This window comes from Ruminococcus sp. 8Y-12 (assembly GCF_058119865.1).
Map to the genome: position 1 here is coordinate 4,330,738 of NZ_CM176623.1, position 26,527 is coordinate 4,357,264.

At 37.4% G+C, this 26,527-nt stretch carries 23 protein-coding genes; all 23 read right to left on the reverse strand.

The genetic code is table 11. The features are described from left to right. Positions 1-34: 34 nt before the first annotated feature. Complete coding sequence (locus tag AC0THY_RS17545; protein ID WP_489991888.1) at positions 35-499, reverse strand: S24/S26 family peptidase; 465 nt, start codon at positions 497-499, stop codon at positions 35-37. Next, positions 496-759: a PqqD family protein gene (locus tag AC0THY_RS17550; protein WP_489991889.1), complete on the reverse strand. Its 264-nt coding sequence runs from the start codon at positions 757-759 to the stop codon at positions 496-498. Before AC0THY_RS17550 ends, AC0THY_RS17545 begins: the two co-directional genes overlap by 4 nt. Further along, on the reverse strand, positions 749-1,906 hold the full coding sequence (locus AC0THY_RS17555; protein ID WP_489991890.1) for a radical SAM protein: 1,158 nt from the start codon (positions 1,904-1,906) through the stop codon (positions 749-751). The genes AC0THY_RS17550 and AC0THY_RS17555 overlap by 11 nt, the downstream gene beginning before the upstream one ends. Then, a complete protein-coding gene (locus AC0THY_RS17560; RefSeq protein ID WP_489991891.1) occupies positions 1,906-2,706 on the reverse strand; it encodes a hypothetical protein in 801 nt (266 codons plus the stop codon). Before AC0THY_RS17560 ends, AC0THY_RS17555 begins: the two co-directional genes overlap by 1 nt. 152 nt (positions 2,707-2,858) lie before the next feature. After that, positions 2,859-3,107, reverse strand: coding sequence for a hypothetical protein (locus AC0THY_RS17565; protein ID WP_489991892.1), 249 nt, complete (start codon positions 3,105-3,107; stop codon positions 2,859-2,861). Positions 3,108-3,128: 21 nt separating this feature from the next. Then, positions 3,129-8,480 (reverse strand): InlB B-repeat-containing protein, encoded by a 5,352-nt coding sequence (locus AC0THY_RS17570; RefSeq protein WP_489991893.1) that lies wholly within the window; start codon positions 8,478-8,480, stop codon positions 3,129-3,131. Positions 8,481-8,545: 65 nt separating this feature from the next. Continuing rightward, positions 8,546-9,475 carry a hypothetical protein gene (locus tag AC0THY_RS17575; protein WP_489991894.1) on the reverse strand — a complete coding sequence of 310 codons (930 nt, stop codon included), beginning with the start codon at positions 9,473-9,475 and terminating at the stop codon, positions 8,546-8,548. Between the two features lie 176 nt (positions 9,476-9,651). Beyond that, a complete protein-coding gene (locus AC0THY_RS17580; protein ID WP_489991895.1) occupies positions 9,652-10,578 on the reverse strand; it encodes a metallophosphoesterase in 927 nt (308 codons plus the stop codon). Between the two features lie 5 nt (positions 10,579-10,583). Beyond that, complete coding sequence (locus AC0THY_RS17585) at positions 10,584-11,783, reverse strand: phosphodiester glycosidase family protein (protein WP_489991896.1); 1,200 nt, start codon at positions 11,781-11,783, stop codon at positions 10,584-10,586. Positions 11,784-11,997: 214 nt separating this feature from the next. Then, a complete protein-coding gene (locus tag AC0THY_RS17590; RefSeq protein WP_489991897.1) occupies positions 11,998-13,530 on the reverse strand; it encodes a lipopolysaccharide biosynthesis protein in 1,533 nt (510 codons plus the stop codon). Between the two features lie 5 nt (positions 13,531-13,535). Further along, positions 13,536-14,663 (reverse strand): glycoside hydrolase family 88 protein, encoded by a 1,128-nt coding sequence (locus AC0THY_RS17595; RefSeq protein WP_489991898.1) that lies wholly within the window; start codon positions 14,661-14,663, stop codon positions 13,536-13,538. Positions 14,664-14,670: 7 nt separating this feature from the next. After that, a complete protein-coding gene (locus tag AC0THY_RS17600; protein ID WP_489991899.1) occupies positions 14,671-15,828 on the reverse strand; it encodes a polysaccharide pyruvyl transferase family protein in 1,158 nt (385 codons plus the stop codon). A gap of 24 nt (positions 15,829-15,852) precedes the next feature. Then, a complete protein-coding gene (locus AC0THY_RS17605) occupies positions 15,853-16,056 on the reverse strand; it encodes a hypothetical protein (RefSeq protein WP_489991900.1) in 204 nt (67 codons plus the stop codon). After that, the gene (locus AC0THY_RS17610; protein WP_489994216.1) at positions 16,046-17,041 is read right to left on the reverse strand and encodes a glycosyltransferase family 2 protein; all 996 of its coding nucleotides are present in this window, start codon (positions 17,039-17,041) and stop codon (positions 16,046-16,048) included. The genes AC0THY_RS17605 and AC0THY_RS17610 overlap by 11 nt, the downstream gene beginning before the upstream one ends. After that, the gene (locus AC0THY_RS17615; protein ID WP_489991901.1) at positions 17,034-18,185 is read right to left on the reverse strand and encodes a glycosyltransferase; all 1,152 of its coding nucleotides are present in this window, start codon (positions 18,183-18,185) and stop codon (positions 17,034-17,036) included. The genes AC0THY_RS17610 and AC0THY_RS17615 overlap by 8 nt, the downstream gene beginning before the upstream one ends. Next, on the reverse strand, positions 18,178-19,317 hold the full coding sequence (locus tag AC0THY_RS17620) for a glycosyltransferase (RefSeq protein WP_489991902.1): 1,140 nt from the start codon (positions 19,315-19,317) through the stop codon (positions 18,178-18,180). The genes AC0THY_RS17615 and AC0THY_RS17620 overlap by 8 nt, the downstream gene beginning before the upstream one ends. Then, on the reverse strand, positions 19,314-20,048 hold the full coding sequence (locus AC0THY_RS17625) for a glycosyltransferase family 32 protein (RefSeq protein WP_489991903.1): 735 nt from the start codon (positions 20,046-20,048) through the stop codon (positions 19,314-19,316). Before AC0THY_RS17625 ends, AC0THY_RS17620 begins: the two co-directional genes overlap by 4 nt. A gap of 1 nt (position 20,049) precedes the next feature. Continuing rightward, entirely contained in the window at positions 20,050-21,246 is a 1,197-nt protein-coding gene (locus tag AC0THY_RS17630) for a glycosyltransferase (RefSeq protein WP_489991904.1), read from the reverse strand. Between the two features lie 9 nt (positions 21,247-21,255). After that, complete coding sequence (locus tag AC0THY_RS17635; protein ID WP_489991905.1) at positions 21,256-22,365, reverse strand: EpsG family protein; 1,110 nt, start codon at positions 22,363-22,365, stop codon at positions 21,256-21,258. 14 nt (positions 22,366-22,379) lie between these two features. Further along, positions 22,380-23,282, reverse strand: coding sequence for a glycosyltransferase family 2 protein (locus AC0THY_RS17640; RefSeq protein WP_489991906.1), 903 nt, complete (start codon positions 23,280-23,282; stop codon positions 22,380-22,382). Next, the gene (locus AC0THY_RS17645; RefSeq protein ID WP_489994217.1) at positions 23,266-24,372 is read right to left on the reverse strand and encodes a glycosyltransferase family 1 protein; all 1,107 of its coding nucleotides are present in this window, start codon (positions 24,370-24,372) and stop codon (positions 23,266-23,268) included. Before AC0THY_RS17645 ends, AC0THY_RS17640 begins: the two co-directional genes overlap by 17 nt. Positions 24,373-24,438: 66 nt before the next feature. Further along, complete coding sequence (locus AC0THY_RS17650) at positions 24,439-25,425, reverse strand: glycosyltransferase family 2 protein (RefSeq protein WP_489991907.1); 987 nt, start codon at positions 25,423-25,425, stop codon at positions 24,439-24,441. A gap of 46 nt (positions 25,426-25,471) precedes the next feature. Beyond that, positions 25,472-26,518 carry a glycosyltransferase family 2 protein gene (locus AC0THY_RS17655; protein ID WP_489991908.1) on the reverse strand — a complete coding sequence of 349 codons (1,047 nt, stop codon included), beginning with the start codon at positions 26,516-26,518 and terminating at the stop codon, positions 25,472-25,474. Positions 26,519-26,527: the final 9 nt, after the last annotated feature.

Sequence of the window (26,527 nt, forward strand, 5' to 3'; positions counted from 1 at the left end):
TATAGAAAATAAGAAGTTTAATTCAAGTCTGAACTCATTTCATCCGTTTACTTTTTATATATGCGGTCTTCCTCATCAGTCTCAGAAGCGGCCCTCTTATATGCCATAATTTACGCCAAATCCATGAGAATATACGCCATGAAAAACTTCTGCAGTCAATTTGTCTGCCCTTTCTTTTGACAGATACCACTAATGCAATGATCTGATCCGGATCAATAGCTGTGTCCCAGAAATCGTTTCCATCTCCCATAGTCTGACATTTATCCCGATCCTTCCGATAGATTCGATGCAAAATGTAGTTACCTTCTTTGGTATAAAACAAGATAACATCACCTTTTCTGAGAAGTGTATAGTCCCTCTTTTCGACAGTCACATAGTCCCTGTATCCCCCCAGAAAGGGCAGCATACTTGAACCTGTCACCTGGAAGGTAGACTGCTGGCCATTATCAACGGCTTCCTTGACTAACAGAAACAGTTCCTTTGCCGGTACCTTTTTCATGAAATCAGATCGGCAGAGCGCAGATTCTCCAAGAACTCTCTTACATCCTTTGCTGCTGTCTCCCTGTCCGTCTCGTACTCCTCCAAAAACATATCTACCAGTGCCGACTCCGAAACCTCTTCGGAAAGTTTACCCCATAAAAAAGCGCCTGCCTCGTTTAATGACACCAAGCCATTAAAGCTTAAAGCGGTATCCCCTTTAGGTACTAATACAAAATCGTCCCCAATTTTCCTTACAACAAAAGCTTTATTAATCTTCATTTATCTCATCTCCATCTTGATATAACTGATCATATAACATTTCTGCCTGTTCTGCAACCATTTCCGTCATTTTACAGACATATTCTGGTTCGTTTAAAAATCCCCCTGTCTCAGCCTGGACAGAAGCACCACATACATGACATAGGAATCGGTTTTTACAGGTAGTACATTTCGCAGGCATCCTGATTTTTTCCGTCTCCACGGTTATCTTTCGAAATGCAGGGAGCATTCCCTCTTCGAATGGTTCCGCCGTAGGACTGTTCATAAGTCCGCAGGGCGTCATGATTCCATCCCAGTTAATCCAACAAGTGCTTCTGCCGGCCCTGCACCACAGAGGTTCCACCTGATCACGGAGGCACTCCTCATCTCTGTCCCGATTGGCGCATATGCCCTCATGGATTCCACGCACGTACTCTTTATAGCTTTCTTTATCCATCCTAAGCTGGTCCACGAAAACAGCATATTCCGCTGCCTCCTGCGCAGTAAACCGGTCTCCATATCCAAACAAGCTTTCATCCTTGCGGATCGGTGGAAACATGTAGGTATTTGCTTGGATATATAAGTTCTCTCTTTTAGCAATGTCATACATTTCCCTCAAATCCTGTATATTATATGGAGTAAGGCTGGCATTTAATTTGATCGAAAGACCGACGTCTTTAAGAAGATGGATTCCATTCATCACCTGGTCAAATCCTTTTGTATTGTTACACAAACGGGCATACGTTTCATTAGATGAACCATACAGCGTCACATTCATACGATAAGGCGGATATTCTCTCAGCCATTTTGTAATCTTTTCGTCTATCATTGTGGCATTTGAGTTGATGCTGAGCATGAATCCCATCTCATGCAGGGCAATATAAATCTCTTTGAAATCCGGTCGCAGAAAGGGTTCCCCTCCTGTCAGCAGAATAAAGAGAGTTCCTGCATCCCGGCACTGACTTCCAAGATCGATCCACTCCTGCGCGGTCCGCTCTCTCTTCCCCGTAGAAGAAATTTCTTTTTCTGTCTTTCTTATATAGCACATTTTACAGTTCATGTTACAGCGTGGGGTCAATTCAAAGTTGCAGCTTACCGGAAATTTCTTTTTTGTTGCAACACCATGTAAATAATTCAAAATCTTAGGTTCCCCTGCATTTATCTCCATTACCAATCCGCCTCCAAATAATTTTTCAGGCACTCCGTAGCTGAGCTTTCCGGAGTACAGGACAATTGTAACACACTGCTTTGTTCCAGCAAACCTGTAACCTGATCCAGAAGTAGATTTTTATCACGCAAATTCCACGATGAAATAACAGCCTCACTCATGACAGCCTTGCATGCATCCATACCCTTTAGCTCTGTGATTTGATTATATTCTGCCTGTTTTAGGTACACTAATGCGCCCAGCTTTGCCTTTTTATTTTTACAGATATCAGAAGAACCACACCAGGAAATCCCATAGGAATTATAATGTTCCTGTTCTTTCTGAATCAATGTCCGATCGCCGTTTATAATCTCTGCATGCTCATAATGCTCCCACAGCCTGGCCTGGGTGCTTTTTCCTATCCCGGAAGGTCCAAAGAACAGTATGCTTTTCCCTTTCCAAATCACATTTGCTGCGTGGAGTATAAATGCTCCATTTCTGATTAAAACGGAGTCTAATAGTAATAGCGGCTGCAGATGAAACGTTGATGGAAAATATTTTTCTTTTCCGGGCATAATATAACATGCAATCTCATTCTTTCCCGCATCTTTTACAACCGCATAATCCTCTGATTCCCCCAGATAACGAAAAACACGCCACGTACATCCAGACTTTTCCAGAACCCTCATATCTTCATCCCGCCATACTACTTTGGCCGAATCCGGCACTATAAATTTCTCCAGCTTCACTCGATACTGTACAGAATGAAACGCTTTCTTTTTATCAACCGGGTGGGCAAATAAAGCCATCTTATCTGACATGAAACCCTGAAAAAAGTCAGCATTCACATGTAAGTGTACTTTACCAAAGTAAAGATCAAAGTCCATATTTTCACCTGTTATCTTTCTATTTAGCAAATATGACCATGCACAGAGGCATGGCCATATCTACCGTTTTGATACCCTCTCTTCCTCTAGGAAGAAAAGAAATTATTGGAACCGCTTGGTCCGTGATAGCATACACCATTGAATGCATCATTTTGATCCACTGAAAACGCACATTCACTTAGGGAGTTTGTAAATAAGTTTATACCACTATAGTTGAAGGTACAGCCTCCCATCCCTTCTCTAAAGTTTACACGTGATTCACATGAATTCTTGGCAATAAACTCAGACACGGAGTAATCTTCAATTATTACCATTGGCTTTTCATATTTTTTCATATTTTTACTCCTTTCTGAATTCTATTTCTTTACTGTAACTGTTTTTGCTTTGCTGTCTTTACCATACACCTTTTTACCTGTTGAATCCAGTTTGTAAGCTTTTACTCTTACATAATATTTCTTCCCCTTCTTCAACTTCCCGATCGTCTTTTTAACCGTTGATTTGCTGGTTGCCTTTACTGAAGTCCTCTTAGTTGTTTTCTTCGTAAACTTTTTGCTTGTTGAATACTCAATATAATACCCATCTGCTCCGGAAGCCTTCTTTACAGTCACAGCCATTTTCCTGCCTTTGACGTTTGAGACCTTCTTCACCACAGCTCTTGAAACCTTTACTTTCTTCCAACGGGCATATACAGTAGTGTTCGAGTCATTTCCAAAGGTTGTATCCGCACTGATCTGGCTGCCTCCGGATGCCTTTGTATACCATCCTTCAAAGGTATATCCTTTTCTGGAAGCTTTCGGTAATGTTCCGCATTTAGAGCCATAGATTACCGTCTTAGCTCCGCCGGACACTTTTCCTCCATTTCCGTTGAAACTCAAAGTATACTTACCTGCAGTCCATACTGCATTGACTGTAAGGTCTGAGGTGACATTGGTAAATGCCTTATCCCATGAGAGTACATATCCTTTTTTGCTCAAAACAGGGGCAGTTGCCGCCTTTCCTTGAGAAACCTTTTCCGTCCTGACTACAGCGCCGTCTTCTTTAAAGGTAACCGTGTACTCTTTTACTGGCATATCAATTGCGGTCCACACGGCGTTAATAATTAAATTTGAGGTGACATGATCAAAGGCTTTATCCCAGCTCAGTGTATAGCCTTCCTTCGTCCAGTTTGGCGCAACTGCGGCCTCACCGCTTGGTACCGTCTGTATTTCTTCTCTCGCTCCATCTTTAAATGTCACAGTAAAGGATTCTTCTGCATCTCCCCCATTTAGCCTCATTTCAGTTAATTCCAGCGCTCTGCTTACAAGGTTTGGAGACACACTGAAGCGTACATCGTTGATGGGTTGCTCCGTATTATTATAAGTCACTTTTAGATTCGTTATCGAAACAATTCCACCGGAAGTATTTGTGATTACAATTTTGGCACTTCCTCTGCTCAAAGATACATAATTTGTGATATCGTAATACATATCCACGCCGCTTCTCAGAGAAATTCTCTTTGATTTATAATTCTGACTTCCAACGGTTATCTCTGCATTCTTCCCATCTGCAATTCTGGCACCAATCTGTATGGTTTGGGGATTTGCATCTGCGCTCATCTCAAACGCAATGCTCTGACCAGCCGCCAAATAAAGCTCATTGTTGGGACCTTCAAATAAGTAGTCAGAAACTTTCGCCGTCTCTCCTTTAACATCCACAAATAAGGCTCCATCAACCTTTGCCTCTGAATCCTCCGGGTTTTCCCCGGGAATTTCACTTGCACTCAGAATAAGATTCCGCACCTCTGTAATGACCGCATTGGCTTCTTTATCCTCATTGTACTTTTTATCTGCGACTGTGAAATCCTCGCCGCCATCCTTCTCATTGGTTCCTAAAGGATTGTAGATTCGAATCCCATCCAGATAAAAGGTACCCTTTGTATCTTGGATATTCATCACATTAATTTCTACTGTATAAGTGCCATATTCCAAATCGCTTACCCGAATCAATGGAATCTGGTACAAGCATCCTGATTGGTAAACAGCATTGACAAAAGGCTTCTTAACTACCTCTCCTTTTTCATTTTTCACCCTGATACCGACTGTACAGCTCTCTGTATCTGTTCTGCTGATCAGATCAAATCCGGTTCCTTTAAAGGTAAAGACCGCATCTACACCCTCGGTATCTGTATCCTTGCCGCTGAGTGTCAGAACCTTTGCAGAACCGCCGCTCAATTTCGCATCCTCAGTGTAGCTGCTGTCATATCCGTACGGATGTTCATCTTTTGCTACCGTGCCGTTATCCTGAGTACTTCCGGTTGAAGATCCTTCCCTTTTTGTTTCCCAATTTCCATTAAAAACGATACCGGCTGTTTGATCTTTATTGTTTTCTCCTGCAAAGCTGTCCTCATAGTATACTGTCGTAGCAGGTATTACCTTTACCTTCTGATATCTGTAGTAGGTTGTAGGTACGGAAATAGTATCAACTACCTTGTTGCCCTCAATTGAAGATGCATAGTAAAAGGTATCAATACTATTCATCATCTTGGTCGGTATATACTGAATCACTTTCTTATTTTCGAGCTGAACAACAGCCCCTGTTCCATTTGTTAAGTCCGCGTTTGCAGCAAAACTATTCTCCTTATGCTCATAACTTTCTGTTCCAAGTACTGCTGTATCTGAGATAACTTTAGAAATAGAATCCAGTTGAGCACCGATCATGCTGTCATTGGCTGTAACGTCGATGTTTACTTTCTTTCCATAATCCAGGACGACCGTATCCTCTACAATCTTCGGGTCATATACTACTGCAAATGCCACTCCTGTGTTTACGCAGGCAGCGTCTGCCTTGTAAACGTAGGTCGTTCTGCCTGTAGTCTGATAGCTTCCAGTACCGGAGCTTACCGCCTGCACTGTATAAGATGCGCTTTCTTCAAATAGCTCATATCCATCAGGTACATCATTTCTTGCATAGATTGTTCCTTCAGCTATGTTATTATTCCATGGGATCTTATATTGCTTCGTATCTCCCACATGATATCTGAATGTGGGCGGAACTACTTCCCCTGCCGGGTTTACCGGTTCACCGCTCTCATTCACCAGATAGTACTGATAGTTTACAACAGCAGTTCCCCATGGCATCTTGGGTTTTTCAAATGTCTGCTTGCACGGATGGTCTAAATAATTTTTATACTCCAATACGGCATTCTTGTTTGTATCGTATAAGCCTTCAACCGGACGCTCGCTGTCTGGAACATTTTCACGTATTGAATTTTTGAGATATACATAATAACTGAGCACTATCTCTTTTTCCGTAATGGTGCCGATATTCCAGGTAAAGGTGGACGTTGCCTTATTATACGTAAAGTATTCCGCGTTAATATTTCCATAACCGTCCATTACAGAACCTTTGATATCAGAAGTTGCACGGGTTCCTGATGCATTAAAGGTAACTGTTTCTAAAACTGTGTAAGTTCCCTTATGCATACCAACTTCCTTCTCTGTAATCACTGTCCCATCCGGCATTGTCGATCCGATATCATTACGGGTATAAGTGTCATACTGAGTAAGTTTAATAGTAGGTAAATAAGTGCCTGCTCCCGGTGTTTTAGAAGTCACCTCAGAGGTTTGGAGTGTAAAATCCTCTCCTAAAGTATCCGAAACTACAGCTTCTGTGGCAGACTTCCGTACCTGGTCTGCAATTCTGTTAAATGCATTTTGGAGATCTGTATCATTTTCAGCATCCACATGCTTGCCGGGAGATGCTACATTATCACGCAGAATCTTTGTACACTCAGCCCCTTCAAAGCCAACAACTCCTTGCAAAGGACTGTTTCCCTGAGACATCCCGAACCCTATAGTATAAACCGAAGTATTTTTCATTGCTTTTACACTGTCTGCATTTTTCAGTGTATAATTTAATACATTTTTCTTATAAGCATTCGTTAAATAACCTTGGTATGACTGAGCCTCATATCCATTATACTTCCATGGTGCACCGTCTGTCATAAATACTACCATTTTATCACGTTCTTCATCTGCATCGCTTAATACAAATTCTGCCTGACTAAAAGCCTCATCGTAATTTGTTCCGCCACTTGCTTTTAGTTTATTAATTGAATTAACCAAGTAGCTTTGACCATTGGCATTCTTTAAACCATATATTCTCTCCCCAAAATCACCAAAGGTCACAAGGCCAACTCTATTGTTGGATCTAGAGCCATCCGGGTTGTTTTCAAACACCTTTTTAACAAATGTTTCCGCTGCTGATTTTGCGCTTGCAAGTTTCGTTATCCTTGTACCAGAGATATTTTCATTCATACTGTTAGAAGTATCAAATACAATTACTATATCAACGCCCTTTTTAATTGGAACACCAGTTACACCCAAAGCAACTTCTGCAACACCGCTGCCATTAAAATCGTCCCCCGACGCTGTCTTACTAATGTTTACAGATCCTTGTTCTGGATAGTTCGGATAATCATTTGTACCGGAAGTATCATCCGGGTACAGTTTTTCATCCGCTTCCTTATTATTGTTGCTCATATTAATATAGTAAAATTGAACCTTCGAATCTTTGGATATTGTAACTGAAAAATCCTCTCTTGTAGTTGTATTACCATTTAATACCCGTTTACTAAACACCATATTCTTTACGGTATCCGGCGCAGTGACCTTGTATGCAACACCACTATATACTTCTACGTCCTTAGGATATCCAGAAATCATCTTATCGTCCTGATAAAATTCTATGGTAAGACTCCGTTTCTCAGGAGCTTTGAAATAATAATTTATTACTGTATCACCTGAAATGTTTATAAGAGTCTGTTTACTCGTATACTCAGTTCCATTGATACTCATCTTCTGGAATTCCATAGAACTTAATTCATTAGGTATGGATATCCTGTAATTTTCTTGAGCAGGAACTGTCTCTGAGTTTGTACTGTAGACTTCTCCATCAACATAATAATTATAAGTTATTTTGGCCTCTCGTGCGTAAAAAGAAATGATTCCGTTTGAGGTATTAAACTTCCAAGTTTTTCTGTTGTTATCATATTGCAGATATTTAGAACTACCATACTCACCATCCACTTGAATGTTTTGACTATTGTTATAACTTTGTATACGTCTTAAATATCCATAATTGTATCCAGGATTTGACGTCAAATCGTAATTTGATTTACCTTTTAGCACCCTGTCATCAAAACAACTGGTTATATTGCCATTGTTAATATTCCTGAACAGAATTTTATCACCTAACTCTGCATCTACTTTTAGTGTTCCGTTACTGCCAGGCGACACCTCTATCCCCGTGTATTTGTTTCCATCCCAGCAAAGCGCCCAGCTTCTATTACTATAATTTGTATAAACTATCATGTACTTCACTGTATTACTAAAACCATTCGTTATTTTAGTATAAGTATTTAGTTCACCAGCTCTGGCCTGCGCCCTGGTTCCTATATCTTCTGTATCATTGGATAACAGTTCTTCCTGTTGTTCCTCCGTCAAAGCCTCTTCTGACACATCCGTTGTCTCTGATTCTTCCGAGTCGGTAATCAGCTCCTCAGACTCTCCCTCAGACACATCTTCGGTACTTTTTTCTCCCTCTTCCTCCAAAATTGTCTCGGCTTGGTCCGTCACATCAACTTCCGCCGCCAGCGCATTCATTGGTATAGCTGTAAAAATCATTGCCAACGCCAGAAACATCGCTAAAAATTTTTTGCTTCTGTTCATTTTGACTCCTCCTATCTTCTTTCCTATTCTACATTCTCTATGTTCCAACTAATCTAATTACTCTCTCACTCTTCCTGAACATATCCAACCATCAGTATTTTACTGGTGTCAGCTGAATAGTGCGGCGCATCCTTTTCTACTACTGCGTTTGGCCCCACGCTATCAAACTTTGTTTCATATGTAATTCCACCTTGATAAGTTCCATCCGTAAAAAAGTATTTATACCTTACATAAACCATACCAAGATTTTCTTCCGTAAGATTCTCCACTGCCAGTATACCATTCTTGCCTGTTACTTTTATCTTATCTTCCAGCAGATCAGGAGAATCCATTTCAACATAGGCTACCTCTTGAAAATCATATGTGTCAGATTCACTGTACGGCCTTTTGTTTTTCTCCATCACTAGTACGCTGGCTCCTGCTGGAATCGTTGACAATGTAAACTCCGCTGTCTCTGAAGCGTTTACCTTAAAGACAATCTCAGCATACTGGGTATCCTTCCCGGAATTATTCTTTACCAGTATAGCTGTGACGGCAGTCTGAGGTTCATCACTCCCATCCTCCAGAAACGGGCCGCTGTATTTGCCTATCTGTTGAATCTCCAATAAGGTGTCCGGTATGGAATATGGTATCTGAAGCCCGTTCTCTACTTCATTTGATTCCCCGGCTAGTATTGTCTCTGCTTCTGTTATGGCCTCTGTTTGAGTCGTCTCATCCGGCAATGAATCATTTGTATCCGGTTCACTGTAGCCTCCCTGGTCTTCTTCCGATGTCTGAAAACCTGGTATACTTCCAGTTTCCACATCCGTGCTCGGTCCATTATATTCATTTTCAGCTACAATTGTTTTAGAATCTGACGCTTTTTCTGTTTCCTGCTCTTTTGGAGGTGTCCGTAAAAATATAAAAGCAAGAATCCCCAAAATAACCGCTAGAACGATTAGGGCCATTACTAAAAACCTTTTATCTGGTTTTTTGTTTTGTTTTACATTTTTCATGTCATTCTGCCTCGTTACATGTTAAAATTCCTACACTACTGATGTGTATAGTATAACTATACCAAGTCACGCGTCTGTCACAACTTTTTCCATTTTTTCAAATTTTCTTATTTTTGTAAGTACAATACTGTATTTCTTGCTCTTTTAGAAAAAATCTTATTCCATTGCCATAATCATCACTGTAAATCCACAACCATAATCTCTGGTATATTGTTAAACCTTGGCAATGCTTCCCTTCCGGAACCGAGCCCTCTGGTAATAAATAGATCGGTATCTTCCAGACGGTATCTCCCGTAAGTATATTCAGGAAACCATCCAAGCTCTGCGCCATAGATTCCGCCTACAAACGGCAAGACTACCTGTCCACCGTGTATATGCGCAGAAACTACCATATCCGGTTTCCAAAGTTTTGAAGCATTTCCCAGCACAAAGCTTTCCGGGCGGTGGAATAGTAGAATCTGATAATTATCTGTATTTGTAAAATCCTTAAGAAATTCAAATCTTTCTTCATCTCCCAACCCCATTGCTCCCTCTTCTGTCTGAAATGCATAACCATACATTCCGCCAATACGCAGAGTAGAAGATCCAACCTGTATATCCTGATAACTTTTTTCCAGCACAAATCCTCCTGCTTTCTCCAAATGAGAGAGGAAGTCTTTATGCTCTTTCATAAATTCTATTTCCTGATTGCCAAGCGCAAAGCAGACTGGCGCTACACTACTCAACGTCTCTACTAAATTTACTGCTGCAGAGTCATCCTCTGCCTCTGCATCCAGGATATCTCCAACCATTAAAACCAAATCAGGCTTTTGTTCTCTCACTCTTTTTATCAGTTTTTGATTATTTTTTCCGAACTCATGGTTATGTAAGTCAGCCAGAACAACCAGACGAATAGGTTTGGCAATTTTGTAAGAGTCTATCTGGAAATATGTTTCTTTTAGACATGTATAAGAACATATTACAGATGTTATCGTTCCGGTCAAAACCGCCGCTATACATATACCAAGAATACTCCAAGCTTTTTTTGCTATGACTGAACTTCCTCCTTCTGATCGTAAACGGACATATCTGCTAACGTGGACACCTTCATATATGAAAGTCATTTCTGTTATCTGGCTACATAAATAATATCACTGATTGCGCGCTGAGACCCATCTGAAGGTTTATTCAGCACCATCCCATCAAAATAGATCGTGGAGCTTCCGCCGCCGTCCAGTTCATACGCAGTCACTGCTCCGTAGCGCTGCATCAGACGCGCCATTCCAGTGTAAGTCACACCCTCACTGCCATTGCTTCCGCGCCCATCGACCACAATAAAAAGAAAGTGATTCTTGTCCTTTTGTCCGATAGCTGTATAGGGTGCTTTCTCCAGACTTCCCTCCACTTCTATCAAGCTGTTCGGGATCTCACCATTTTTCAAAAGAGTGCAGTCAAACCACCAGGTATCCGTCACCCCTGCATCAATCATCTCCTGTGCACTTCCCAATTCACCGGGCCGGAAAATCACCAGCTCGCCATCCTTTTTCAGCGCACACATCTCTCCAATATCCCTCTCATCCTCATGATACAGAATGCCGTTTCTTATAATAATGGGATTTTCAAATTCACTCCCGCTCTTTCTGGCCCCGGCAGAATCGCCGTTAACCGCAAAAATAGCATTGTTATCATAAGCCAACTGGCTTGTCTTATTTCTCTGATTATAGGAGGCCTCATAGCTGCCGCCAGCCCAGGCGGTGTTGAGGTCCTTTTCCGGATTCTCCGTATAGACATCCGCTACCCAATACACAAGGTTATCCTCAGCATACTTATTAATCTGGATTTCCAAGCCCGTACGGGAGTATTCCCAGTATGTTTGTGATTCATCCACCTCTTTAAGAATCTCTTGTGAGAGCTGGTACATGGGAACATAACCGTACTCTCCTCCATTCATACGGATTTTGCCCCAGGCATTATTTTCTACCTCCTCCATGACCCGGACTGGCTCGTGGAGGTAGAGCGTACCGATGATCTCGCCTTCTGGATTAGGGGATGCGAAGATTTCCGCTTCGGTGTTTGCGTAGTAGACGGGGTATTCTGCCAGTTCTGTGGATTCTGGTGGGGTGGTTTGGTTCGTGTCTGTGGATGGATTTGTATCATCTAAAGTTTCTGATGGTTCTTCGATATTGGATGACTCATTTAGGTGGGAACTTTGGGGGTTATATTTTTGTACCATTTGGATCAGAGTGTAACCGCCGACTAATATTGCTATGAGTAAAATTATAAGTATAATTGTATGTAAAATATTTCGGTTCTTTTCTTTATGATCCATTAACTCACCTCAATTAGTTTCGTTTTCAACAATAATTTTGTCCAGACTATTTATTCCTTGATTCTATAATAAAAGGATTCTTTATTTATCATCAAATATTCAACCATCGTCTAAAAAGTAAGCGCTTACTTGTAATAGCTATATTCAGCGCTTCCAGTAATCATTTGCTAAATCTTTTTCTATCTTCTAGCAGCCAAAGCTATAAATCTACTTTTTATATTTTCCGAGTAATTATGTTTTTTACTTTTTGGCGTATATAATTAAACTCCTTACTTTTTCTAAATAAAATAGCCAGCATAAAATTAGGAATACATATACATATAATTAATTTTATTATAAACGTAATGATACCTTCTCCCGGAGCAATGGAACACGCTCCCCAGGTTAATACCAGCATTCCTGCAGCAATAAATAAATACTTTAAATACTTTTTCAAATATCTAATAGGAGAAATAAATAAACCGTGTTTATATACTGCATATGGATCATACCAAAGATTTGTTAAGGCTCTTGAGACTAGAGTGGCAAATAGAATCCCAAACAAGCCCCATCTCTTTCCAAATAAAATAGACAATAAAATATTAAGAATTCCGGTCACAAGAACCATAAATTTCCCATACTTGTAAAGGCCCATGGTATTTTTATACGTCCATACAGTATTTTGCATTCCTACCGTATAGTAGTTTAATGCTATAATAACTGACAATGAAGGGGGAAGCACATATGAGTCCCCGAAACAAATTTTCACTATATCTCCTGCCAAAATAATAAATGTAACAGCACTCCAGCTATACATCCAAAAATTAAAGAGATTTAAAATATTAAACATTTCAATCTTTCTTTCAATTTTTTCAGTTGCATTTAAATTACCAACACTTGCAGTAATGCCACTAAATATCTGGTTAAGTATAGAGTTTAAGGTATTCGTTAACAATGTATAGTTAGAATTGATACCTGTGGTAGCTAGTCCACTGATTGCTGATATTATAATATTATCTGTACTGTTTACTAAAACTCCACTTAATTTTATTATTATCAAAGCTCTTATATTTTCCAAAAGACCTTTTTTTGTCGTATTATCTAAAGGCTTCGGGGATTTTTTTCGAATATATGGATAACGTTTATCAGCTATCCAAGAAATAATAAAATTGTAAGTTAGCCCAAACAAAATCTGACATAATAAGTATAATAAATAATTCCTGGTATTAAGTAGTATTATAATTTGCGCAACGGTTTGTATAACGGTAACTATATAGCTTGTACCAACAACTATATAATTTTTCTGATCTGCATTTAATATTGAAGTCTTATATGTAAAAAAATATGAAGATGCTGTGTTGAATAAGTAAAGGCAATAAATAACAACAAGACTCTCCTGTATATCAGGTGGGTCAGCAATAAAAAATTTTAAGAATGGGATTAAACATAAGCCAAATACAGCCACAATAATTCCTATACTTCGATAAGCTATAGAATATACATGCATCAATGATGCTAATTTTTCTTCATCCTTATCCGCTAACGGTTTATAAAGTGCATATACAATAGCTGTTCCTATCCCTAATTCCGCTAACGACAGCATAGAAAGAATGTTGGTAAATAAACCATTTACTCCTAAATAGTCTTGTGAAAGGCAACGTACGAATACCATACGACTAACAAACCCCAAAAGCATTTGTACTGCTTGTCCCGTAAAACCTGTAATAATATTTTTTATTGAGTTTGCTGTTCTGGAATCATCTTGCATTTTATCTATCTGCTCCTTAATGCCATCCCCTGTGTAAATGGCAAAATATCAAATACCTCTGAATATATCCCGATACCTTTTGTATCTCCTTGTGAAAAGTCTATCTTACCGGATCTTCTAGTATTTTTCATCAATGCAATGCAGCAATTATGGGAAATATTTTTATATTCTGTGTTATCAAAAATTTCCCCACACTTTTTATAAAAATAAGCAGCCACTGCAGTAATAGAACTATCAATTCTTGAAATTGTACCAAATCTGGAAAAATAATTTCCATCTGTGTTCTGGTACAATTTCATTTTATCCGCAAAATCCTTTATCATAAGACATATATTCTGATATTCAGAATGACCTATATCCAGTTCTTTCCACATATCTAAAATCCCTAACATAAACCAGGCAACGCCTCTTCCCCATCCATAAATTCCCAAAGGGAAATTCAGCTCAATACTAATTGCATGTGCGGGCACTAATGTTTCATTATGTAAGCCTTTTTTATAGTACTCCTTTATTTGATGGATTGCCAGATCCACAGCTTCTGGCCTGTCATAAGTTTTCCCATAAAGCGCAAGAAAGGGACATATAAAACCTATTGTATCTACGAAACGCAACTGAGGGACATATTCTCGGTACTGGACACACCCGTCTTCTTTTGCTTTTCTCTTACAAATCAATTGATACATCCGATCCATTGCAGGACGTACTCTTTTAATATCTGTTGTGCTTCTTAGAATTCCATATGCCAGAATCCCCTGGTCAATCTCCTCCGGTTCCTTTGTCCACATGCCATTTTCATTAATAAAAAGCTTTTCATATTTCTGCACATTATCCGCATTTGCCTCTGTCAAGCCAAGATACAAACCTCCTATCTGCCATGACTGTATCGTATTGCTTTTATAGTTACGTCTCATCATATCTATTAAAACATATCTGTTTTGATCTGTTTTTTTTACAATAGGGGTACGATTAATCCATTTCTCTGCAATCTTCTCAACTGCATTAAACCACTTTTCTGATTCATTCCAACGACCAATTTTGATTCTAGCTACCCATGTTTTTATGTTCATCCAGAGATCTATAGCAAAAACTATATAAGCTATAATTCCTAATACAACTAGAATAATTCTTAACATTTTCTATTTACACCAACTTTCTGACTCCTTCTACAGCTAAAGAAATTCTTTTACAGTATTCTGGTATAGTCGCTTCCAAATGAGAACGAATTTCTTTTTCTCTATCTAGGACCCACTTAAAATGATCTATTAACTCATCACTTCTTGATAAACTTTGAACAGGACATACATAATTCTCTTCTGTCCCAAAAAGATCCCTTGCAATCCCCCGGGCTTTTACTGAATAGCCTACGACCAGGGTTGGTACGCACGATGAATAGGCGGCAATCGTTGCATGAGTCCGCGCTCCCACAAAAAAACGGCAACGCGCAATGAACCCTTTCATTTCCATACAATTATGCTCGTCAAGAATCACTACTCTCCCTGTGTCCTTGTATCTTTCATAAAGAATGTTAAGAGGTTTCCTATCGTCATTATATTGCCAACACACATGAGGGATTAAAGTGACTCCCATTTTTGTGTTATCTAAAATGTAATCAATCAGTTGAAAATAATTTTCGAGTGTTATACCCTTCGTCTTTTCTTTTTTTATTATTAGAGGGCTTATATTAATACCAACCATATTATTTTCTATAAAATTCTTGGGCAACGGCAAATTTATTCTATCTAAAAAGAATGCTGGGTCCGGACATAGTATCGTATTACTATTCACATCTTTCAGTGCGTGATACGTAATTGACTCTCTTGCAACAATCAATTGATATTTTCTTAGATCCTCTGCCATCTCCCTATCTATCGCAGTTGGTTCCACCGAACATCCCCATAATACAAGCTTAGCGTTTTGTTTATATATGTATTTATTCATAAAGTAGATATGCTTTGGAACTCCATAGCAATAGTTGTCTCCCCCTATGGAAAGCGCAACTGATCCTTTAGCTAAGGAAAATATTTTTCTATATGCAACTCTATCATATGATTCCATATCTTTAAATACATAACGCTTAATAACAGCCATGAAATATCCTAAAGATGCTTTTTTGATAGGTTCTGTCTGTTTACATATTTTGCATATCTTATCAATTTCCCATTGTTCATCTTCCTCAACAGATGATGAGAAAAGATACTTTTCATCGAAAAAATTTAATATTTTCAAGGTTCCACGAATAATCGCCTCGCATCCATGATTGCCACTCCCACCATGAGGATACATTATCAATCTTCCCATTTGTATGTCCTCCATGCAAATACTTTATTTGATAAACCCAGTCCTTCTCTTCAGCATTTGTTTCATCTCTTCCTTTTTCTTTTTATCAATATTTCCTATTCTATAACTTTCATCAAATATATTACTTTTGCCAAATAATATTTTTTTCTCTTCCAGAAAATCATCATAACTTTTAACAATCTTAGCCAGATTGCCAACAAATTCAGTTATTACTATTTTAATTGCCAATATGATTACTTTTCACATAATATAGTCTTATATAAACAATAAGAATGAAAATATATCTTCTTTTCATCAACCATATTACTTTAGAAGAATAAGCTCCACATTTATATTTCGCCAGTGCATTTATTGTTAAACTATCCCCTAATACTTTCTTTATTTCAGAATACTTTTTTTTCACTATTCCCCAATAAAGAACCTGATTATATGCCACATCTAGAATACGATCGCTTAAATAGTTTTCTGCTTCCAGCGATAACATTTGCCTTTCCTGTAAAAACCTAAAAATTATTTTGTTAATTCTTTTTTCGTTTTCAAAAGCGTCATCTCTAAATACACTGGATAAAGATTTCTCATTTTGCTTTATGTAGAAATAATTTGTGTTGTCAGTGTAGGATATCTTCTCTATATGACTTAAATACTGAAAATTAAACAACAGATCTTCCCCATAAGAAGTTGTAACATCAAACAAAATATGATTACTTTTAATAACGGTTGTTTTATATATTTTATTGCAAGGACCATACAAAAGATAAGACTTATTTAGCTCTAAAAACTCCTCAATATAGTTCTTATTTAATTTTATTTCTTTAAATCTGCTTTTTAGATCTGCTGCATGCTTTCCTTTTACTTCCACACCACATATAGATAAATCACTTTTTTTGAAAACCAAATCTCGATAAAGTTCTTCAATATAATTATTCTTTATTGTATCATCGCTATCTACAAAACAGATATATTGTCCTTTACAAATCTGTATCCCCAAGTTTCTGGCGTTTGATACACCACCATTTGAAATATGACATACTTTAATCCTGGAGTCCTGCTTTTCATACAATTCGCAAATCCCACCACTTTTATCTGTGGACCCATCATTTATTATAATAATTTCTATATTACTGTATGTTTGCATAATTACGGAATCCAGACACTTTTCCAAATATTTTTCCGAGTTATACACCGGAATAATTATACTAATTAATTCACTCATCAAATATTTTAATTACCTCCTTCATACGGTTCTCCAATTTAAAATAGGATGCCCGCATAATCGCCTCCTTCTTAAAGCTAATTAATATTTCAGGATTATTGATAACATATTTCAAAGTTCTAAGTAACGCATGTATATTATTATCACATATAATTCCACATTGTTTGTCTCCAAACAATTCCCTCATACCAGCACATTCTGTAGTAATTACCGGAAGTCCTAATATAATAGCCTCTGTAGCCACAGTACTGAATCCTTCTGCTCTTGAAGAACAAATAAAGGCATCCGCCTTTTTCATAAACTTATAAGGGTTATCTTGAAAGCCTAGCAGTTTAACATTTTGCTCTAAATCATTCTCCTGAATGTAATCTTCCATTCTCTGCTGTTCTTGTCCTTTTCCCAAAATCCAGATTTCAAACCTATCGTGTGTTTTCCTAAGTTCCAGAGCAATCTCCAACAGTCTGTCATACCCCTTTTGTTTTTCCAGACGTCCAACTGTTACAAATAATATATTTCCTTTTTTAGGGTTCCATTTGCATGCATCCTTAGATCTTTCTAATATTTCACTATCATCTACAGGATTATATTGTATATGTGCCTTTAGACTGCTTCCATACTTTTTAACAAAGGATTCTTTTACACTGCATGAAACACACTCAATTTTATCATATCTATCATAACATCCCCTTTCCTCCTCACTGTTTTTAAAAGCAATTGAAGTCCAAGGGTTAGCCTCTAAATCAATATGAATCCACGCTACTTTCTTACTATATTGATTGCTGGAGCCTGCAACGATCCGTGTTGCATATCCTTCAATAAATGCTACTTCTACATCATACTTTCCTCTAATCATAAGCTTATAGAAACAACTTGATGAACCCATCTTATAAATCCAATTAATCCATCTATTACGCATTTTCAGAAGTATTTTCGATAACAACTTTTTTTCTTCCACATTGCTATAAATATAACAATAATGAAAGTTTGAATAATATATCTTTTTATCTATCTTTTCCTCATGTAAAGAATAGACCGTTACATCATAAAACTCTGTTGGCAGATGATTCATTAGTGTCTGGAAAACCTTTTCAGCCCCTCCACCATACAAACCGTTTACAATAAAAAGTATTTTTTTCTTAGGCATCCAATAAGTCCTCTATTTCCCTCATTCTTTTCTCAATTGAAAAATCTTTTGCCCTGTTTTGGGCACCTATCTTATATTTTTGTATTAATTCAGGTTTTCTTATAATTGCTTCAAGGGCATCCCGAATCCCCTCTTTCGTGTTAGGCACTATCATTCCACAGTTACTTTCTCCGAATAGATCTCTCATGCCTGCACACTCAGTTGTGATGACAGGTGTATCTAAAATCAGAGCCTCTGTCGCAACTGTGCTGAAGCCCTCGGCTCTTGAAGAACAAACAAATATATCTGCCCTCTTCATAAAACAATATGGATTGCTCTGAAAGCCCAAAACTTTCACATATGTCTCAAGCTTATTATCAATAATATATTTCTCTAACTCTTTTCTCTCAGATCCTTTGCCCAAAATCCATAGTTCTAATTCACATTGCTGATCTCTCACTAAATCCCGAATTGCTTCCAGTAATCGATCATATCCCTTTTCTTTCTCTAATCGGCCGCACGTAATCAATCTGGGAGATAAATTGTATTGATAATCACAAGCTTGCTTTGCCATTTTATTAATCTCTTTAGAATCAACAGGATTGTACTGTACTTCTACTGTATATTCATTCCCAAATTTATTTTTAAATGCATCTGACACTTGTTTGGAAACCGTAAATATATTATGGTAAGTACGATATGCTTGTTTTTGTTCATCCATAGAGGCATAAACTCTGTCTGCATGTGGATTACAGATCATATCAGTATGCACCCACGCATACTTTTTTGAACTTTGATTTGGAGAGGCTGCAATCAATTTTGTCGCAAATCCTTCAATAAACGCAATTTCCACATCGTATATTTCTTTAATAAATTTAGCATATACCGTCTTGATATCTTTCGAATAAATTCTTCTATAATTCAACTTATATCTTAGTTTCGAAAATCCATCACTTAATAAATTGTAATCAGGCAGCATTGAAATAATCCGGGAGTATTTTTTTATATCTTCTAAAAAAAAACCTGACTCTACGACCGTCAAAACGGTTATCTCATACTTTTCGTGATCTAGATTTCTTACGATAGTAGTAAGAATCTTCTCCGCTCCTCCCCCTGCTAAACTTTCAACAGCAAATAGTATCTTTTTTTTCATCGCATGAACCTCTCTCGAAAATGATTCATCCTATCCGGCCCAATGGTTTTTACAGCTATTTTTTTTATGTTCTTTTTTAGCTTTGTTCCCCACGGCATCCATGATACAAAAAAATGATGAACACAAAAGCTGTTTTCTGTAATTTTATAGTAGCAATTTATGTAATCGTATGGAGAAAAATACTCCTGTGGAAAAACGGTTATCCCACCTCTCAGAACCTGCATTTGATTATCACACTTTAATCCTTGCTTCTTTAGCATTTCCGTTAATTTTTTTACATTTGTTTCCGTATTTATGTTTCCATCTTCATCTATGAAACGCAAACCTTTATAAATATCGGCAAATTCTTTAAATAAGGGATGCTCCTTTACCGCCCCCATCAAACTGGTAGCCACAAAATTTTTCTCCTCAAAACCCAGAATGCATTCATGTTCTAAAAGAGGTTCAAAATCTTTTAACACTTCTACATCTGTATCCATATAGATTCCACCAAATTTTAGTAATCCTTGTATCCGCGCAACATCACTTACAAAAGCATATTTTTTAGCTGCATACGCTTCTTTTGAATATGGAATCGCAGCAAATTCAAAATTATCTTCATTCCATTCTATAAACTGATAACCAGGTAGTTTTTCTTTCCAGGATTGTATGCATTTTTTTACATTATCAGGCTTTTCTTTTCCCCCAAACCAACAATAGTGAATAATCTTTGGTATCACTTTATCTTGCATGCTACTCCTCCATTAACCTGTACAATTTTTCTATCTCCTTAGAATTTGTATAATCTTCTCTTTTTGTATTTTCAACAAATACTTTTTGTTTATCTTTATTTAATATAAATTCAGCTAGTTTCTCCGCGCATTGTTCTAAATCCATTGGTACGATCAGACCATCATATCCATCCTTTAATTGACTGTTAGCGGTTGAAAAATCAGTAATTACAACTGGTTTATTTAGAATCTGTGCCTCTCTTACAGTAACCGCTTTACCTTCATATCTTGACGGTTGAACATAAATATCACATTTTTTTATATAAGGATAAGGGTTTTCCTTTTTTCCAAGAACGAAAACGGTTTCTTCCATCTCCGTTTCTTTAATACTCTCTCTTATTATCTTTTCATCGGTACCAAAACCAATTAGTATCCACTTAATTTGAATGCCTTTTTTCGTTATTCTCTTTGCAATCTTAGGCACATTATCAAAATTTTTAGCTTCGCAGAACCTTCCAACAGAGCATAAAATCACTTCTCCATCATTCCTCTCAGGCATATCAATCACTTCCTGAACAGCCTGATTTATAATAAAATTTGCTGATAAAATATTCTCAATACAATTGCTTTTATTTTTCAGTTGGGGATAAAACTTATCAAAAACCACTTTACATTCTTCTGACACATTAACAATTTTATCAATTTGAGCATATGTCTTTAAATCTAATTGTTTAATGGGTTTTTGAATCATATAATCCGTATGAATCCAACCTGCTTTACACTTTGCATTTATTTTTTTTCCCAGCACATCATGGATTCCAATAAAGTTAATTGCCAAATCATATTTTCCTTCAATATTCGGCAAAAATGGAGTTATATATTTCGAAATCACCTGCATTTGAGGCCACACAGGCATTTCTTGTTTTTTTATTTTACTCCGAAACGTTATTTCTGTCTTGGCTAAAAGTCTCAACACACCATAAAACCATAATTTACTTTTTAGTATGTCTTTAATCGGCCTGTCAAAAGTCGTATATTTATCTACAAGGGGTAACAGTTCCACATCTTCCGGAATGTAGTGTAAAAATTCTCCTTCATGTCTATATAGAAAAAGATCGACAGTATACTCTCGGTAATCGATACTGTTTAACAAACCTATTAAACTTCTCTCCGCTCCACCGATAAACATTGCCGACATTGTTATCAAAATTTTCTTCATAAATACTCCTTAATTCCAGAACGTCAGATAACGGCTTGTATAGTTCTGACCCAAACTAATCGCCATCTCATACCAATAATATAAACCATACAAACTAAGGCACATTATATAAATAATTTTCGTATTTCTCTCATCAAACAAGTACTTAACACACCATATTATTAAAAGAATCATATACAGGGAGAAATACATATTAAATCTGGCATATATCCAGTAGCGTGTAGCCAGAAGAATTGCGAAAAAATTGATAATAGACATATTTACAATTATATTGTAATATTTCTCTTTCCCTTCCAACATATCACGTCCGAAATAAGCCATAATCAAAGGAACTGCCATAACAGCCACTCTCACAAAATTAGCTCCTGCTCCTGTACTGGTAAGTAAATTCTCATAATCACTATACTGTGATTCCTGAAGAATATTTGCTATCAGTGGACCACTTACAGGATATGTGATGAACAAAATCATACCGGTAAGAATCAGAAGCTTTGTTACTCTTCCCCATGCAGGACAATTAACAATAAAGTACAATGGTATAAAAATCAACGCGCTGCCATGCATAGTTGAAACAATTATAACCAATGGAAGATACAAATACCACTTCTTCTGCTTAATCCATGGAAATGCACAAAAAAGAATCGCTGAAACCAAATACTGCCTTATTCCATTCATTGTTACCAGATAACATCCCGTGGTAATAAACAAAAATATGGCAAGATCTATCATTTCTGTATTTCTATAAAAGCTAATAAATATCAAAGTTAGCGTAATCATTGACAATATAAAAATATAAACCTGAGAATTATCACTGATAAAAGTCTTTATCAGCATAGCAAGCGCGTAAAACCCTTTGTCCTTGCTTTCCCCATGTTTGATAAATTCCCAAACGCCTCTCAAAGTATCCGGGTACTCCTCAAAACCTGCCACATACGCTGGAGTGTCCCCTATACCGCTTCTCAAACCAGCCACTAAAATTAAGATCAGGCAGGCCAAAGACGCATAGACTACATTATTCTTATACTTTAATTTTCCATTTGTATACACTGGCCTGGCTGTCTGCCTTGCGATAAGCCCTAAAATATATGTTGATAATAGCGTAAGCCACCATACTGTCATAATTTATAACCGCCTTATTCTCTGCTCTTTAATTTAATGTAGCACGTCAATGCCCATCCAAAAGGCACTGCTAAGATTGTCATAAGCTTTTTCGGTGATTCTTTAACAAATCTCTTATTCTTTCCTATCATACTGCTAGAGACATAGTGAACACAAGTCATAAATTTTCTTTTTAAAGTCTTATCATACTTCATATCCACTTTGCGTATAAATGCAAAGCCGTTAGGATTTCGCATATACTGCTTCAACATATTTTTGCTTGATCCATCCGCCTGGTACTCTACATAACACAATACCTTATCTAAGGTCAATAATTCATAATCCTGATCGCAAAGTAAATATTTATAGCCTAAGGATACATACTTTTCTCCTTTAAAGACTGGGTACGGGGGATATTTTTTCATTACTTCTGTGCGATATACCAACTTTTTATCTCCCGCTCCTCCTCTGGAATAGTATCCGCTTAGAGTCGTCTTTTCCATTCCGTCTGGGAATCCCTTACCAATTATTTCTCCTCCAAAGTCCGCATCTAATCCGATGATTCCAGCCAGTTTATCGCTGCCTTTTTCATTCCAGCACTTTAAAATGCTTTCCACCGCATCATCAGCCATAAAGTCATCTGAATCAATACACACATTTAGCTCTGTGTCAATTAACTCATATGCCCGGTTATGAGCTGTATGCATCCCACCATTCTTTTTGTAGTTATAAACAATATCAAATCCATTTTGTTCATTTCTCCAAGTGTCAACCAATATTCTTGTATTATCGGATGAACCATCATCTATAATCAGCCATTTAAAATCCTGACAGCTCTGACGCACCAAACTATTGTAAAGTCTGGGGAGAGTATGTGCTCTATTATATGTAGGGGTAAAGACAGTAAGCTTTACATTATTTCTATTCGACTTTTTCATAAAACGTCTCCAGCCATATAGCATTATCGTTTATATCATAACCATTCTTTGCTATTAGATCATAGGTATCTTCTTTTTTGTATCCCTTTGTGCTTCGCAATATATCCTCAGCCCAGCTATCAGCACTACTTTTTAAATCCAAGTACTCTAACAGAGAAGTCACTTTTGCTTCTTTAGGTACAACGTCTTTGCTTGTATAGCACCTTACACCTGCTGCTTGTGCCTCAATTAATACAATACCAAGGCCTTCAAATAAGGAAGGAAAGACGAAAGCATCTAAGCATTGCATAATTCTATCTATATCTGAACGCACTCCCAAAAACTTTATATGATTCCTAATGCCTTTTCTTACAGCTTCTTTTTCTACCTCTTCTTTTAATTCCCCATCACCAATCAAAATCAAGATAGATTCCGGCCTTCTTTTTAATATAGCTTGAAAAATCTCCAACAGAAACTTATGATTTTTCTGGGAATAAAACCTGCCCACATGTCCAATTACAAACTTTTTTTCTATACCAAGCTCTATTCTCAGTTCTTTTTCTATTTTGGGGGAGTACCGAAATCTCTCCGCATCAATCGCATTATTCATCTGCACAAACCTATCCCTGTTCTCACTGCCAAAGAGCCAGTCTCCGGATTCCTCACCACAGACAAACATGTGCGTAATATAGGGCATCATTCTGCGCTTAAAGTAGTTCCGCATGACCATCTTCAGATCCCAACCGTGGGGGGCATTGTGTGCATGGCAGATTCTGACAGGAACCCCCTGCGCTTTGGCTTCACGGAATGCAAAATACCCCAGCTCCGACATGTGCGAGTGGATAATCCGGTACTCCCTGTGTTGTGTGAAGAATTCTCTCAGCATCTTCTTGTATTTTCCAAAATTCTGAGGATAGATGGGAATCATCCGGTATATTCTTCCGCCCATGGCTTCGATCTCATCTTCATAGGCGCCGCGTTCCTCACGGTGTACCAGAAAATCAAATTGGATCTTGCTTTTATCCAGCCTACGATAATAATTCATTACCATAGTTTCGGCGCCACCTCGATTCATGATCGTAAACATATTCAGTACACGTATTGGTTCCATTTGATCTCTCCTGTTCTCCACATTATTTAAGTGCCAACGTCCGCCAACTTGTCTACTGTCTAGGCTTTACTTGGATTTTGCACGAATCTCTAACAGATTGAGGAATACATAATAAATCCCGGGACAATAGGTGCATATATACAGATACATTTTTTGAGTAATTTTTACTTTTTCATGTTTCATTAATCTGAGCACTATCATTTTTCTATATTTTCTGAAGGATACTTTTGTGTCCCTTTCATATGCTGTACCTCTCGAATTGTACAAATTACTCAATAATATTTTTGCATTGATCACGATCATCTCTCCCACGGCATCCTGACACACTTTTTCCATATACGTCAACATGATCATATAAGAATCCACTAAGTTCATATTCCACTGCGAATAATGTCTGTGAGTAATCGACTCGGCATGCTGCACCCAATTATATACTTGACAATGTACCTTAATAATTTTCTGTATTTTGGAACAAAACTGGCTGATAATTACTCCATCCTCTGAAGACGTGTATAAGAATCGTTGTTCTCCTATCATTGTTTTTTTATAAAGTTTATTCCATATGCTTATCCATTGCCAAATTCCATTCTTATTTGCAAACATGTTTAGATAAAACTGCTCTAGTGTTAATTGATATATTTCTAATTTTTCTTTTTCTATAAGCTCCTTCTTTATCTCACTATTTGAATAAACTTTTTTAGCATCTCCCATTACTAGATCTGCATTATATTTGTTTGCATTCTCATACAATATCTCATACATTTGGTGATGGATCACATCATCACTGTCTACAAATCCAATAAATTCGCCTTTAACAATATCTAATCCTGCATTTCTTGCTATAGCATGACCTGCATTCTCCTGACTGATAACCACTATCCTGTGATCTATTTCCTCATAATGCCTACAGATATTTTCACTGGAATCTGTACTTCCGTCGTTAACCAGAATAATCTCTATTTCCTGCAAAGTCTGACTGCGAATACTTTCTATACACTTTTCGAGGTATTTCTCACTATTATATACTAAAACAATAATAGAAACTTTAATCATCGTTTTTCACCCTAATCCATTTAATTAAAATATAGCTTTGCTCCTTTTACCCAATCAACTTTTTTACACATATCAGCAAAGCATATACTCCGATGGTAATTCCATACTTAGCAAACCCATAAAAAAGTTTCCAGTGAACGGAAAAATATTTAAGTGAAAACTGTTTATACGCTTCTCTGTATCGAGGGCACCTTATGATTTCCTTTAATTTATGATATTTCTCCCAAAATCCTTCCCTGGATTCCAAAAGATTCAATCCCTGCCCAAGTACGCTGAGACAAATCCTGTTATTTAAGGCCACCCTATACTCATCTGGCAGTTTTTTTTCACTGATATATAACTCCATCCGATTAAACAGACGGAGCCATTGTGTGAATAGCCCCTCTTTATATTGAGATGTAATAGAGGATACATTATTTTTTCTGTAATGATAGAAATACTCCTGCATATATGTAACTTTTTTTGCATAATAGAAAGTTTCCAGATTAAACATTCCATCTTCATAAGTGCCGATTTCCCGAATGTCTATAAAACTAATTTGATGATCTTGCAATAGTTGTCTTTTATACAATTTTCCCCATACCGGACACAGCGCATCTGCATTCTCCACGTATTTCAATTCTTCCTTCAATAAACCTATGAATCGCCTGTGTAATTTTTGCCTCACCTGCTCTTCATCATAACAAAAATAAGTTTCTTCAAAAATCTTCTTCGGCTGGGAAGAATCTGCAAATTCTCTCACATAAGACCACATCACTACATCTGCGTCTGTCTTTTTTATTTCCTTCATTGCCTTTTCACAGCTATGTTCATCAATCCAGTCATCTGCATCTACAAACATGACATAATCGCCGATTGCTTTTGAAAGTCCACAGTTTCTGGATAAGGAAACTCCTTCATTGCACTTCTGTATCACGATGATCCTCTTGTCTTTTACTGCATATCTTCTTAAAATATCTACACTATGATCTTCTGAACCACCATCTATACAGATTATCTCTATATTAGAATATGTCTGTGCAATAAGACTGTCCAGACACTTTTCGATATACAACTGCGCATTATAAACAGGTACGATAATAGATATCTTCATCTTTCCTCC

Bases quoted from the DNA above. Each gene is read 5' to 3' on its own strand.
- AC0THY_RS17640 (WP_489991906.1), bottom strand. From the start codon at position 23,282: ATGAAAAAGTCGAATAGAAATAATGTAAAGCTTACTGTCTTTACCCCT.
- AC0THY_RS17590 (WP_489991897.1), bottom strand. From the start codon at position 13,530: ATGCAAGATGATTCCAGAACAGCAAACTCAATAAAAAATATTATTACA.
- AC0THY_RS17595 (WP_489991898.1), bottom strand. From the start codon at position 14,663: ATGTTAAGAATTATTCTAGTTGTATTAGGAATTATAGCTTATATAGTT.
- AC0THY_RS17570 (WP_489991893.1), bottom strand. From the start codon at position 8,480: ATGAACAGAAGCAAAAAATTTTTAGCGATGTTTCTGGCGTTGGCAATG.
- AC0THY_RS17615 (WP_489991901.1), bottom strand. From the start codon at position 18,185: ATGCCTAAGAAAAAAATACTTTTTATTGTAAACGGTTTGTATGGTGGA.
- AC0THY_RS17650 (WP_489991907.1), bottom strand. From the start codon at position 25,425: ATGATTAAAGTTTCTATTATTGTTTTAGTATATAATAGTGAGAAATAC.
- AC0THY_RS17610 (WP_489994216.1), bottom strand. From the start codon at position 17,041: ATGAGTGAATTAATTAGTATAATTATTCCGGTGTATAACTCGGAAAAA.
- AC0THY_RS17655 (WP_489991908.1), bottom strand. From the start codon at position 26,518: ATGAAGATATCTATTATCGTACCTGTTTATAATGCGCAGTTGTATATC.
- AC0THY_RS17550 (WP_489991889.1), bottom strand. From the start codon at position 759: ATGAAGATTAATAAAGCTTTTGTTGTAAGGAAAATTGGGGACGATTTT.
- AC0THY_RS17580 (WP_489991895.1), bottom strand. From the start codon at position 10,578: ATGACTTTCATATATGAAGGTGTCCACGTTAGCAGATATGTCCGTTTA.
- AC0THY_RS17575 (WP_489991894.1), bottom strand. From the start codon at position 9,475: ATGAAAAATGTAAAACAAAACAAAAAACCAGATAAAAGGTTTTTAGTA.
- AC0THY_RS17635 (WP_489991905.1), bottom strand. From the start codon at position 22,365: ATGACAGTATGGTGGCTTACGCTATTATCAACATATATTTTAGGGCTT.
- AC0THY_RS17625 (WP_489991903.1), bottom strand. From the start codon at position 20,048: ATGCAAGATAAAGTGATACCAAAGATTATTCACTATTGTTGGTTTGGG.
- AC0THY_RS17555 (WP_489991890.1), bottom strand. From the start codon at position 1,906: ATGGAGATAAATGCAGGGGAACCTAAGATTTTGAATTATTTACATGGT.
- AC0THY_RS17565 (WP_489991892.1), bottom strand. From the start codon at position 3,107: ATGAAAAAATATGAAAAGCCAATGGTAATAATTGAAGATTACTCCGTG.
- AC0THY_RS17630 (WP_489991904.1), bottom strand. From the start codon at position 21,246: ATGAAGAAAATTTTGATAACAATGTCGGCAATGTTTATCGGTGGAGCG.
- AC0THY_RS17620 (WP_489991902.1), bottom strand. From the start codon at position 19,317: ATGAAAAAAAAGATACTATTTGCTGTTGAAAGTTTAGCAGGGGGAGGA.
- AC0THY_RS17585 (WP_489991896.1), bottom strand. From the start codon at position 11,783: ATGGATCATAAAGAAAAGAACCGAAATATTTTACATACAATTATACTT.
- AC0THY_RS17545 (WP_489991888.1), bottom strand. From the start codon at position 499: ATGAAAAAGGTACCGGCAAAGGAACTGTTTCTGTTAGTCAAGGAAGCC.
- AC0THY_RS17560 (WP_489991891.1), bottom strand. From the start codon at position 2,706: ATGTCAGATAAGATGGCTTTATTTGCCCACCCGGTTGATAAAAAGAAA.
- AC0THY_RS17600 (WP_489991899.1), bottom strand. From the start codon at position 15,828: ATGGGAAGATTGATAATGTATCCTCATGGTGGGAGTGGCAATCATGGA.
- AC0THY_RS17645 (WP_489994217.1), bottom strand. From the start codon at position 24,372: ATGGAACCAATACGTGTACTGAATATGTTTACGATCATGAATCGAGGT.